Source organism: Longirhabdus pacifica, from assembly GCF_004115085.1.
GTDB classification, from domain to species: Bacteria; Bacillota; Bacilli; order Paenibacillales; family DSM-105158; genus Longirhabdus; species Longirhabdus pacifica.
Map to the genome: position 1 here is coordinate 129,359 of NZ_QXJP01000003.1, position 12,488 is coordinate 141,846.

Annotated in this window: 16 protein-coding genes; all 16 read right to left on the reverse strand. The window is 37.4% G+C overall.

Going from position 1 to position 12,488, the window contains the following annotated elements:
• Nucleotides 1–37: 37 nt before the first annotated feature.
• The gene (locus D1Z92_RS03305) at nt 38–499 is read right to left on the reverse strand and encodes a flagellar basal body-associated FliL family protein (RefSeq protein ID WP_128894234.1); all 462 of its coding nucleotides are present in this window, start codon (nt 497–499) and stop codon (nt 38–40) included.
• Nucleotides 492–722 (reverse strand): flagellar FlbD family protein, encoded by a 231-nt coding sequence (locus D1Z92_RS03310; RefSeq protein WP_128894235.1) that lies wholly within the window; start codon nt 720–722, stop codon nt 492–494. Before D1Z92_RS03310 ends, D1Z92_RS03305 begins: the two co-directional genes overlap by 8 nt.
• 124 nt (nt 723–846) lie before the next feature.
• Nucleotides 847–1,677 carry a flagellar hook-basal body complex protein gene (locus D1Z92_RS03315; RefSeq protein WP_128894236.1) on the reverse strand — a complete coding sequence of 277 codons (831 nt, stop codon included), beginning with the start codon at nt 1,675–1,677 and terminating at the stop codon, nt 847–849.
• An 84-nt stretch (nt 1,678–1,761) separates the two neighbouring features.
• Nucleotides 1,762–2,139 (reverse strand): TIGR02530 family flagellar biosynthesis protein, encoded by a 378-nt coding sequence (locus D1Z92_RS03320; RefSeq protein ID WP_128894237.1) that lies wholly within the window; start codon nt 2,137–2,139, stop codon nt 1,762–1,764.
• Nucleotides 2,139–2,672 carry a flagellar hook capping FlgD N-terminal domain-containing protein gene (locus D1Z92_RS03325; RefSeq protein ID WP_164931432.1) on the reverse strand — a complete coding sequence of 178 codons (534 nt, stop codon included), beginning with the start codon at nt 2,670–2,672 and terminating at the stop codon, nt 2,139–2,141. Before D1Z92_RS03325 ends, D1Z92_RS03320 begins: the two co-directional genes overlap by 1 nt.
• Nucleotides 2,673–2,696: 24 nt before the next feature.
• Nucleotides 2,697–3,992: a flagellar hook-length control protein FliK gene (locus D1Z92_RS03330; RefSeq protein ID WP_128894239.1), complete on the reverse strand. Its 1,296-nt coding sequence runs from the start codon at nt 3,990–3,992 to the stop codon at nt 2,697–2,699.
• 36 nt (nt 3,993–4,028) lie between these two features.
• A complete protein-coding gene (locus D1Z92_RS03335; protein WP_128894240.1) occupies nt 4,029–4,901 on the reverse strand; it encodes a MotE family protein in 873 nt (290 codons plus the stop codon).
• A 25-nt stretch (nt 4,902–4,926) separates the two neighbouring features.
• Entirely contained in the window at nt 4,927–5,367 is a 441-nt protein-coding gene (locus tag D1Z92_RS03340; protein WP_128894241.1) for a flagellar export protein FliJ, read from the reverse strand.
• Between the two features lie 2 nt (nt 5,368–5,369).
• Nucleotides 5,370–6,686, reverse strand: a complete 1,317-nt coding sequence (fliI, locus tag D1Z92_RS03345; protein ID WP_128894242.1) for a flagellar protein export ATPase FliI — start codon at nt 6,684–6,686, stop codon at nt 5,370–5,372.
• 1 nt (nt 6,687) lies between these two features.
• A complete protein-coding gene (locus D1Z92_RS03350; protein ID WP_164931433.1) occupies nt 6,688–7,536 on the reverse strand; it encodes a FliH/SctL family protein in 849 nt (282 codons plus the stop codon).
• Nucleotides 7,529–8,548, reverse strand: a complete 1,020-nt coding sequence (fliG, locus tag D1Z92_RS03355; protein ID WP_128894244.1) for a flagellar motor switch protein FliG — start codon at nt 8,546–8,548, stop codon at nt 7,529–7,531. Before fliG ends, D1Z92_RS03350 begins: the two co-directional genes overlap by 8 nt.
• A 15-nt stretch (nt 8,549–8,563) precedes the next feature.
• Nucleotides 8,564–10,144, reverse strand: a complete 1,581-nt coding sequence (gene fliF, locus D1Z92_RS03360) for a flagellar basal-body MS-ring/collar protein FliF (RefSeq protein ID WP_128894245.1) — start codon at nt 10,142–10,144, stop codon at nt 8,564–8,566.
• A 42-nt stretch (nt 10,145–10,186) separates the two neighbouring features.
• Entirely contained in the window at nt 10,187–10,495 is a 309-nt protein-coding gene (gene fliE, locus D1Z92_RS03365) for a flagellar hook-basal body complex protein FliE (RefSeq protein WP_240666555.1), read from the reverse strand.
• Between the two features lie 24 nt (nt 10,496–10,519).
• Nucleotides 10,520–10,969 carry a flagellar basal body rod protein FlgC gene (gene flgC / locus D1Z92_RS03370; protein WP_128894246.1) on the reverse strand — a complete coding sequence of 150 codons (450 nt, stop codon included), beginning with the start codon at nt 10,967–10,969 and terminating at the stop codon, nt 10,520–10,522.
• 2 nt (nt 10,970–10,971) lie between these two features.
• Nucleotides 10,972–11,379 (reverse strand): flagellar basal body rod protein FlgB, encoded by a 408-nt coding sequence (gene flgB / locus D1Z92_RS03375; protein ID WP_128894247.1) that lies wholly within the window; start codon nt 11,377–11,379, stop codon nt 10,972–10,974.
• A 316-nt stretch (nt 11,380–11,695) separates the two neighbouring features.
• Nucleotides 11,696–12,478 (reverse strand): GTP-sensing pleiotropic transcriptional regulator CodY, encoded by a 783-nt coding sequence (codY, locus tag D1Z92_RS03380; RefSeq protein WP_128894248.1) that lies wholly within the window; start codon nt 12,476–12,478, stop codon nt 11,696–11,698.
• Between the last annotated feature and the right edge of the window lie 10 nt (nt 12,479–12,488).

Here is a 12,488-nt window from a genome sequence, read left to right on the forward strand (position 1 = left end):
TAGTGTTTTACAAGTAAGTATGAGATTGAATAACTTACTATTGCTCTGTGATAAGTAAATCTGTAATGCGAGCTTCAATCACTTTTCCTTTATTTAAAATTTCATTGATTTCTTTGATCATACTTTGGTTGATTTTGCTTTGGCTGTCTAGATCATGTAACTGTTCTGCGGTTGTCATGGACAGTGTCTCCACAATCACTCCATTTACTTCCGCGGTTAACTCATCCATTTCAGCTCTAGATTCTTCATTATTCATAAGGAATGCATAGCTAACTTTTACGATGTGATCCAAACCTTTTAAGTTTGTAATCTTGTTCTCTACTTTCACCGTTAATTCAGCACGCTCCACCGCAGATAAAAATTGTGTACCTTCTAATGTGTTTTTATCAGCTTTTTCATTATCAAATACGTACCCTTTTAATAGGAACACGGATGCAATAATTAAAGTGATAGATACAAGTAAAATGATCATTGTCGTTAATAATTTATTATTAGACATCTTTACTACCCCCTTTTTGATTCATATGTATATTGCAATTTATTGCACCAATCTCCTTCATAAACTGAATGATTAACTCGTTAACCGTATGTATTGACTCTAGCACTATCCACTTCTTACCGGTTGTTAATGTAATTACGGTATCGGGTGTCGATTCTATCGACTCAATCAATAAAGCATTAATCATTAACTTTTTATTATTTAGGCGAGTAACTTCTATCATTGACAATCACCTCTAATACTCAGTACTTTTTGTTATTGCTTTAAAACTTTGTTAGAGAAAGAGAAGAGGTGAATCAACTTTCTGCACTCTTCTCTTTCCTTCTTCATTCCACTACGTTAACTAACTATTTTAAGTTCACTACTTCTTGCAGCATTTCATCTGACGTTGTAATGACGCGAGAGTTAGCTTGGAATCCACGCTGTGCGATAATCATCTCTGTAAATTCTTGTGTCATATCTACATTGGACATTTCTAATTCACCAGAAATGATTTCACCAGTTCCAACTTCTGAATCATCTGCGGTAAAAATAAAATCTTCACCTTCAAGATTAGCATTTGTTGTCATTCGGTATAAATTTCCACCAACTTTTTCTAGTCCACCTGGATTCGTAACCTTAGCAATACCAATCTGACCTATATCTTCAAACTCACCATCTCCGTCTACAATTCTTATAGTGCCGTTCTGTTCTATCGTAAAAGAAGTAACTTCATCTGGCTCAGGATCTATTACAATAGGAGCTAAATCACTATCTAACAACATCATGCCAGCAGAATTAACGAGGTTACCAACAGCGTCTCGTTTAAAATCTCCATCTCTCGTCAAAAAGAATTCACCGTCATTTGCTGCATCTTCATTCTGTGCTACAAGAAAAAATCCATCTCCACTAATACGCAAATGTTCCGTAACTCCTGTAGGCAATGCACTTCCTTGTGTGTATATCGTCTCTATTGCTGATATAGTGCTACCCAATCCTACTTGTTTTGGATTTACACCCCCATTCTCGTCTGTTGGAGCTGTTGCGCCGGACATCGTTTGACTTAACATGTCTTGAAACATGACGCGACTACCTTTAAAACCTACCGTGTTCACGTTGGAAATATTGTTGGATATTACATCCAGCTTCGTTTGAAAACCACGCATTCCTGCTACGCCTGAATACATTGCTCTAATCATTATAAATTCCTCTCTTTCAAGTTAAAATTTTGCTGCTTCTGTCGTTTCACAGCGATTGGCTTCCTTATCAAGGTCCAGCCATTATTACACGATGATAGTGCTATCAATCTTCGTAAATACATGATCTTTCAACAATTGTTGATCCATTGCAGTGACAATCGTTTTATTTTTAACGTTGGTAATAAAAGCAAATTGATCCATCATAATTAATGTATCTTTCGCACCTTTTGCTTCTGCTTTTACCATCCCTTTGTCTAATCGTTGAAGTTGTTCCTGGCTAAGCGCAATATTTCTCTCTTCTAGTCTCATCGATGCATGTGCACTGAACTTTAACTGCTTCTGCTCTAGAATATGTTGAAATGAAGTTTGCGCATCTGATGTCTTGGCATGATTAGGTTTTACGGGTTGTTGAGTAAGATGTAACGGTTTTCCTGTATACAGAGTATGATTAACTTTTACCATTACCCTTCTACTCCTTCTCCAGTATCACCATCTCCGTCTTCTCCAGAACCATCCCCACTTCCAGCATCACTACCGTCATCCTGATCAGCAGGAGGTTGATTAGCAATTTCCACGATATTATCTATTGGAATGGCCATATCTCCCACCGCAGCATACTGGATGCCATCGATAATAGAAATAGAATCTACCACACCTGAAACTAATTCATTTTTTTCTGTATCTGAATTGTATTCAATCCAACTTACGGATTTACCAATTAAACCAGAAGCAATACTAGGAGATTGACGCATTAATGCCAACTCTTTATTCAAATCCATTAATTGTTCAAGTGAACTGAATTGTGCCATTTGTGCGACAAAAGCACTATTATCCATCGGTTCCATTGGATCTTGATATTGCAACTGTGCTAATAGCACTTGAAGAAATTCATCTTTACCCATCTTGTTAGGTGCACTTTGTGCACTCTGTTTACTATTCGCAGCATTCTTGCTTGTAACTTCTGCTGCTGTATACTGTGTATTAATTTGTGGCAAAAAAATCGCTCTCCTTTCTATACACTATACTGTTGCGTGAAATGAATGGGACTCTATATCTTTCGGCTGATCAACATCCATCTCTACTTCAAGGTCTGGATGATATACGTCCATATTTTCATCGTAAACAGCTTGCGCGGACGAGCTATTGTTTCGTGTAAATTGTTGTTGTTCATTGGAGAACTGTTGTTGCTGACCTGGCTGCTGTTGAAAAGATGGTGCTTCCTCTTGCTGTATCACTTCTAATTTATCAACCTGAATGCCTTGGTTTTGTAAGTTTGTTCGCAACTGAGCAAGCTGGCTTTCAATTGCCTCTTTACCCACTAACGTTTCTGCCATGAATTGTGCTACCATCTGGCCGTTTTGCATGGAAATTTTGACTTGGACCTGTCCTAGCTGTTCTGGTACTAGTTTAATAGTCGCCTCAGAAATTCCGTTTTGCTGCGATATTTGTAGCTGCTTTACAAATTGGCTTAATTGATCAAGCCCTTGTTGACTGTAAATGGGAATTGCAGGTGCAGTGGTAGTGTTTAATAATGACGCCACTTTTGATCCTTCCAGCATTGGTTTTGCGTTAAATTGCAGTAAAGGATTCTCTTTCCCTTCTAACATTTTAACGTCCCCGTCTTCCATTAAAGATGCAAGATTAGCAAACAAGGATGGTGCGCTTGTCTTTAACAGCTCTACTTGTTTTTTCATGTCAGCAGGAAGCTGCTCCAACACTCCATTTTGCTGAAGTACTTGTTCAAACTGTGCAAAAAGAGCTTTTGCATCTGTAAGTAAAGCAGGTGTAAGTTGTAAAGAAGAAAGGTTTTGTTGATTTTGCAAGTTACTCTGCAATTGTTGCAATTTGCTCAGTACTTGTTGCAATGATTCCACAGATGGAAGTGCATTACCACTTTGCTGCATGGTCAAAGCCAGCATCCCTTTTACATCCATGTTTTCTGTTTGTTGCATCATCAACAGTGGTGTTTGAACATTGCTAAGTTGCATTGCTGCAATAAGTTCATCTTGCTGTAGTGTTGGCTGCTCTGCAGGTACATCTTCCATGGACAAGATCAACGCCGACAATAACTCTTCCATTTGACTAAACAAATCAAGTAAATCCTGGGCTAGTAACGGATTTTCTAAGGTTAAAGATTGTAATTGTGATAAAGGTATTGCGCCACTTGCTTCCATCCCCTGCATATCCATACCCTCTACACTTTGAAAAATGGATGCAAAAGAATTAGACCCATTTGCTTTTCCAGTGTTTTGACTACTCCATAAAGGCTTGTTCTGCTGTACAGTTGCATTTGCATTTAGCATGATTGGGTTCATGTTTTTTCACCTCCTTTCAAATATCAATTTCATCTTTTAATTTAGTGATTGTGAAATGGCTGCTGCGTAATTTTTGCCCTCAGCATCGTTCATATCATTCATTTCTGCCAATATAGAAGAGCGAGATGCTACGTCTATTTCTTGTAAAATCGCAATAACTAGATCATTGTTACTGGCATATACTTCTGCTAAAATCTCAGCTGCGCTTTTTGCCTCCATGAAAGCAAAAGTCAAACTGATATCTTCCAACGTAAACAGTTCCATTTGCTCTCGTTCATCTACTATTTCCTGTCTCACATCATTAGCTGCTACATATGCATCTTCTAGTGATGCAACATCCTTTAAGGCGATAGAAGCTTCTGCTGCATTTTCAGGTTCCATTCTCTCTAGTATGTCTTTTTGTTGTTGTGCAGTCATCGTGTATAGGATTAACACTTGCTCTTCTAACGTTAGTGTTTCCAAAATAGACGATGCTTTTCGAGCACTCATTTTGACATACAGATCTTTTAATGCTTGCACTTTGGTAGTTATTTCTTCATCTACCTTTGTGTCCACTTCTTCTTGAAGTTTGACTAACTGTATTCGCTGTTCTTTATTGGATATAGTTTGTGACTCAATTTGTTCATTTGCAGATGCTAACTGCGTTTCTAGCTCTGCAATTTGCAAAGTGAGTTTTTCCACTTCACTTGTATCATTCTCTTTCGCAATCGCTTCCTCACTTTTCGGTAAAAGTGAATCAACATACGGTATGTTTTGTGCCACTTTCATCATTGGAGTTTTCAGATCATAACCCGTAATCGTAAGCAATACGATGGTAAGTACGGAAGCAAATACTACAGGTATAATAAAGTAATATAAGATCCGAGCCCACATACTCACTTTCTGATTGTCTACACTTGTTTCAGTCACCTTGTCTTCCCTCCTTACTCCAAGGTTAGCTCATACTATATCTAGTAGAAGCAATTTCATCCAGCTCAGATTGCTCTTTGTGATTCACTTCTTCTTTAAATAGCTCGTGTGCTCGCTGTTTTGATTTGTTCCATATTTTTTCATCTTTCGTTTTGTAAGATAGGTCTTGTTGTCGCTGTTGCACGTGCAACTTGGATTGATGAAGTTCTTTTTTCCCCACTACTATTTTCTGATCTATGTACTCTACATATTGCTGCTCTAGTAAAATATCAGAAATAGAGGTTCCCTTTGTTTTCATTTCATCTAGTTCATTTAGTTTGCTATCTTTCATTGCGTTTAACTGCTCTAGTGATTTTTCAGTTCCCTTCATATCGTGAATAGCTCTTGACAACATCCAGGAAGATTGCTTTTTTTCATTACTTTTCAAGTCTACTATTCTTTGTTTTGCAAAACGAAAGACCAACATGATCAGCTCCTTAGAAACAGTTCAATTAATTGTTCGTAAGCTTCTTCAAACTTTACTTTCTCATCTGTCTTTTGCGATAAATATTCCCATATGATCGATATATACTGTAGCGCCTCGTCTATTTCTTGATTCGAACCTTCTTGATATGCCCCGATCTGAATTAAGTCTTCTGACTCTTTATATACAGCCAGCTTCTTTTTCAATTCATTCGCAGCTTCAATATGATCCTTACCTACGATTTCACTCATGACTCTGCTGACACTAGTTAAAATATCCACAGCTGGATAATGTCCTTTACTTGCTAATGCTCGACTCAACACGATATGACCGTCTAAAATTCCGCGAACGGTATCGGATATTGGCTCATTCATATCGTCACCATCGACTAACACAGTGTAAAAAGCAGTAATGGAACCGTGCTCACTTGTACCAGTACGCTCGAGCAACTTTGGCAAGTTTGTAAATACAGAAGGCGTATATCCTCTTGTTGTTGGAGGCTCACCTACGGCTAATCCTACTTCTCTCATTGCCATGGCATAGCGTGTAACAGAGTCCATCATAAACATGACATTCAAGCCACAATCTCTAAAATACTCTGCAATAGACGTTGCAATTAATGCTCCTTTAATGCGGATAAGTGCCGGTTGATCGGATGTCGCAACGATAACTACGGAACGCTTAAGTCCTTCTTCACCAAGATCTCTTTCAATGAAATCTAGTACTTCTCTACCTCTTTCCCCTATTAAGGCGATGACGTTGACATCTGCCGCAGTATTTCTTGCGATCATACCGAGCATCGTACTTTTCCCTACTCCTGATCCAGCAAATATACCTACTCTTTGCCCTTTCCCGACCGTGAGCAATCCATCAATGGAGCGTATGCCAACCCCAATAGGTTCCTTAATTCTTGGTCTCTTTAGAGGATTATCAGGTTGATTGTAAGTAGAGTATTCATTCATCTTTGGTGATAAAACAGAGCCGTCTAGTGGCTCGCCTAAACCGTTCAATACTTTCCCTAGTAATTCATATCCTACTTTTACGGATAACGGTTTGCCCGTATTTACTACGTCACAACCGGGTCCAATAGAGTGCAATTCACCTAAAGGCATCAGTAAAACTCTATTATTTTTAAACCCTACTACTTCGGCATAAATAGGACTACTGTCATAGTTTGGATAAATATGACACACATCACCTATTCTTGCCTCAGGTCCTTCCGATTCTACGGTTAGCCCTATAATTTGCGTTACTTTCCCGTTGTAACGAATAGGTTCAATGCGGTGTAAATGTTCTTTGTACTTCTCAGCAGACAATGTCATTTCACTCCGCTCTCCCCTCTTCGCTTTTAGCAACTTGCATTAATTTTTGCTTCACTTCTTTTAGTTGAGTATCAATGGTTGCATCAATGCTGCCGTTCGAAGATCGAATAATACAACCCGCATCCTTTACGGAGTAATCTGGAACAACTTGTAGTTCCGTTTGCGCATCCATGTTCAATTTCAATTCTTCTTTGGCATCATTTATGTATTGATAGTGTGAAGGTGATACGCATACCGAAATGATACCCTTTTCACGTTGTTTTTCTAATGCATGCTTGATCATGTCCAATATCCATTCAGAATTAGCTTCTAATTCTTTGTTCATCACTTTTTCTGCAATAGCAATACTCACTTCTACCAAAAATGGCTCTGCTTCATCAATGATGGACTGCTTTTGTTTGTGGGCATATTGGATGATAGAAGCAGCTTGTTCTAATGTATCAGCATATTGTTCCTGTACATTCCCTTCTGCTTTCTGAAATCCATCCTTGTACCCTTCTTCTGCTGCCTCTTGACGACACTGTTCTATCCACTGTGCATCTTCTTCTCTCTTTTCTTCCCACCAACGTTCAATCTCGGCTTGTGCTTGTTCCATGCGTTTATGGGCTTGTTGCTCTGCTTGTTTCATTTTACGCTCTACTTCTTGTTTCACTTCTTCCATCTTGACTTGCTTCATTTCAGCAATTTCTTGCTCAAGTTCTAAATCTAACGCTTTTTTCACTTTTTCCATATCTTCATGTTGCTCTGTATGACTTTCACTTTCGGTCTCAGCAAGAGAAACGATGTCTGCTTTTATTTCTTTTGTTTCCGTTACGGTTACATAAGAAGTGGATTTAATAAGGTTAGACAACGATATCATCTCCTCCAGCACGAGCAATAACAATTTCTCCTGATTCTTCTAATCTGCGAATCGTAGCCACAATTCTTGTTTGTGCTTCTTCTACGTCTCTCAGACGAACTGGACCCATGTAATCCATCTCTTCTTGGAATGTTTCCACCATACGTTTGGACATATTTTTAAATATGACATTGCGTACTTCTTCACTTGCAACTTTAAGCGCAAGTAATAGATCATGATTTTCAATATCACGAATAATACGCTGAATGGAGCGGTTGTCCAAATTGACGATATCTTCGAATACAAACATTCTTTTCTTTATTTCTTCTGCTAAATCAGGATCTTGCATTTCTAAGGCATCTAATATTGTTCTTTCTGTTCCGCGATCGACGCCGTTTAAAATATCCACAATAGACTCTATACCACCAGTGTTAGTATAGTCCTGTGTAACGGTAGCTGATAATTTCTGTTCCAGCACTCTTTCAACCTGATTAATGATCTCAGGGGAAGTGCTACCCATCATAGCAATTCTCTTCGCTACATCTGCTTGTTTATCTTGCGAAAGTGCGGACAAGATTGCTGAAGATTGATCTCTGTTCAAATAGGATAAAACTAATGCAATCGTTTGTGGATTTTCATTTTGAATAAAATTCAATATTTGAGCTGGGTCTGTTTTACGTGCAAAATCAAACGGTCGTGCTTGAAGCGTTGCCGTCAATCGATTTAATATATCCATTGCCTTCTCTGTACCTAGTGCTTTTTCCAACACTTCTTTCGCATAAGCAATTCCACCTTGTGAAATGTACTCCTGAGCCATACATATTTCATAAAATTCTTGTAAAATAAGTTCTTTCTCTTCGTTCATTACTTTAGGACAATTAGAAATTTCGTACGTAAGCTCTTCTATTTCATCCTCTCGTAAATGCTTGAATATTTGTGCCGATACTTCTGGACCGAGCGAGATGAGTAGTAAAGCTGCTTTTTGTTTTCCAGTTAATTTAAATTGTTGTTGTACGTTATTCATGAGCAACCCTCACCTCTATTCTTCCACTAACCATGTTCTCATCAACTTCACGAATTCATCTGGTTTTGTTTTAGCCAGTAATTCAAGTTGGTGACGAATTTCATGGTCTTTAGTTAGATTTTCAAGTTTCATCGATGGGCTTTCTCCATCCAATATATCTGGCAAATCTTGTTCCATCATTGCATTACTATTTCTACGACTTGCAATAGCTATCGTAGCTCCAATTACAATCGCAACAGCTAGTGCTGCTAACGCATACCATAATAAGTTAGAGGTTTGTACATCATTCGTGGTATTTTGCTCATCATAAAAAGAGTGGACGAACAACTCAACTCTTTCTTCCACGTTTATATTATCCAAGTTATTACTATTTGCTAATAGCGTTTTCACATTACTTTCTAAACTGTTTATAATTTTCTCCTGCATTGCTTCGTCAATCGTATTATCTTCATCACGAATAGCAAGTGAAATAGTCACATCTTCTACTACAAATGGGCTAGAAATAATCGTTTCTTGACTTTCATTTACTTCGTAATTTACGATACGTTCCAACTCATCAGATTCCATCAACTGATCATTATCCGTCGTTTGGTAACCTGGGATGTCTGTTTCCCCTGTGCCTGGCACTCCACCATCTGGTGTACTTGCGCCGACAACACTTTTCTCAATTTCTTGTATACTACGTTCAATTCCCCTGTTTTCTTCGTCTATAACAGGAGTGTACAGCGTTTGTTGTTTACTTTTTTGATCAAAGTTTAAAGTAGACATCACACGTACAATCACTCTATCTTCGCCAAATTGAAGTTTAAAAAAGTCTTCCATGTTGCTCTCTACATCTTGTTCGAATTTTTGCTTTATTCTGAATTGCTCATCTACTATGGATGAATCTGATAGCATGCCTCCATCTAGTTCAGAAGATGGGAACAATTCACCATTTGGTCCACTTATCGTAATATTCTCTAGTGGCATGTGATCTTTACCGACACTTGTTTGCACTAAATTATAAATCGTATCTGTTACCTTTTGTGATGGTCGAAATCCTGGGCTAAAATCCAAACTAACCGAAGCAGAAGCAAATTCCTTTGTATCATTAACAAACGGACTGTCTTCTGGTAATGACAAAATCACACTGGCACTTTTGATTTCACCGAAGCTATCTTTTAATAGCTTCTCTATCTCTCCTGAAAGCGAATCTTGTCTCAACAGTTTGAACTCATTGTCTGTCATTCCGAATCCTGAAATGTTTTCTCGGAATATTTCAAAACCTTGTGAACCATTTTGCACTAAATTAGCACCCGCGATATCCACTTTAACTTGATTCACATCTTTACTAGGAATCGCAATACTTGTTCCAGAAGCACCTAACTCATATGGGATATTCTGACTATTTAGATATTCTGTGACTGCTGCCATATCTGTTCCATCTAGTTCATGGTAAGCCCAAGTGTATTCCGTTCTCGATAGTACAAATATGGTGATTCCCAATGCAAAGATTAAGGCGATAAATGTTGCTGAGAATAATATTTTTTGCTTCTTGGTAAAAGACGACCAATATTGTGTGAGTCTCTCTTTGTACTTACTCCATGTTTCTTTCACTTTTTCACCTCATTGCTTTAATAACCTTCAGCATGCATTACATTAAATTTGCATTCTCATTACTTCTCTGTATGCTTCAACTGCTTTATCACGTACTTGTACCGTTAATTGCAAACCAAGTAATGCTTTTTCAGAGGAGATTTTAAGTTGATGTACATCACTAAGTTGACCCGTTATAAATTGATTGGTCAAATGTTCGACTTCATTTTTCTGTGTAGCAACAGAATTTAATGATTGAGTCAACATGGCATTAAAATTTTTACTCATATGTATAGCATCGTTATTTCGCTGAATTTGATTTATGTTTGAAACGTTAGCGACTTGACTCATTGGATTCAGCTGTACATTCATCAATACTACCTCCTTAAAATGTTATTAATCACCAATCTCTAATGCTTTCATCACCATTCCTTTCGTTGCATTTAATGCTGTAACATTTGCTTCATATGATCTTGTAGCAGATATCATATCCACCATTTCTTTTGCAATATCTACATTCGGCATATACACAAAGCCTTGTGCATCACTATCTGGATGAGATGGGTTATACACTCTTTTAAAAGGAGCTTCATCTTCCATTATTTTTGTTACTTTCACACCACGACCACTCTGTTGATCTAAAGCATTACCTAAGACGTTTTCAAATGATGATGTCTTGTGTGGCTCAAAAACGACCATTTTTCGTTGATATGGAACCCATTCTCCGTCCACTTGTTTTGCTCTCGTTGTGTTCGCATTCGCAATATTGGAGGATATCACGTCCATCCTAAGTCGTTGAGCGGTTAAAGCTGATGCAGATATATCAAATGCACTACTTAATCTCATGACTAGCTACCTCCTATTGATGTTCTCAAAAACTTAACTTCATGGCTCATCTGCTCAACAAGAACGTTATAGCGTAATTGATTTTGAGCCATCAATGCCATTTCCATATCTACATCCACATTATTATCATTGTTATTAAACGATGTATGTTGATCTACGGTAATGGTTGGCTTTACATTCATGTTGGTCGAACCTCCAACTTGTAAATGTTGTTGGTCTGTTTTATATCCGACAATTTTGGAAGGTTGTTTCATTTGCTCCGCAAGTACAGACTCAAATACAACTTCAGATCTTTTGTAATGCGGTGTATCTACATTGGATAAATTATGTGAAATCACTTCTTGTCTCATCGTAGCTGCGTTCAAGCTGCTTTCTATTATGCCAAAGTTGCGATTCACTAGCATGCTCATGACATCCACCTCCTTTTGTATTTCACAATTCTACACAAAAACTGATTATCATAGGTTAAATCGACAGCTTTTTATATATTTTTGTGATTTTTTATGATTTGGTGTAAAACCTTGTTGGAAAAATTTTAAGGTGTTTAGGTTACTTTTGTAAATATGCAAAAAGCCCCATCTTTAGAGATAGGACTTCTCACCTTATACTTTATTTACATTTTATTATTAAATATGTCACACATAAAAGGCAAAAATCATGAAATAAAATTTTGCAACTTTTATTTGTGACGTTATGATCAATTTATTATTAAGATTGTTATATTTTTTATAAATTTCTTGCCTTTTTTAATTCATCCACAAGTAACATGTTCAAAATTCGAATGTATGTTCCCTTCATGCCTAGTGATTTTGTTTCAATTACACCGGCACTTTCTAATTTTCTAAGCGCATTTACAATAACAGATCTTGTTATCCCTGCTCGATCTGCGATTTTACTAGCAATAAGTAAGCCTTCTTTCCCATCTAGCTCCTCAAAAATATGTTCTGCTGATTCTAATTCACTATAGGATAATGAGGAAACAGCCACATGTACAATGGCTCTATTTCTAGCTTCTTTTTCAATTTCTTCCGTCTTCTCACGCAAAATCTCCATACCAATAATGGTGGAACCGTATTCTGCAAGAATTAAGTCATCATCTACGAATGGTTCATTCAAACGAACAAGCACCAACGTTCCCAATCTTTCCTTCGCACCGATAATCGGAATAAGTGTCAAATACTTATTATCAAAAAGTTCCTTAAACTCTTCCTTATCTTCCGCATCATAAAAATGCAAGTCTGAATCCAATGCTGTTTCTTTGATCGTCATTAAGAAATCATTATACTTTTCGCTTATTCTTTTGTCTTCGTACACCATTTTGTACAGTTTATCGGACATCGTCGGATAGATGATAGAATGCCCCAAAATCTTTCCTCTACGGCTGATGACATATACGTTAGACAAGATTGTATCTTTCAATACATCCGCCATTTCCATAAAGTTAACAGCATGCCCTCCAGCTTTTTGCAATAGTACATTTAATTTTCTATTTTTCTCTAACAGATTCATTTCTTTTCTT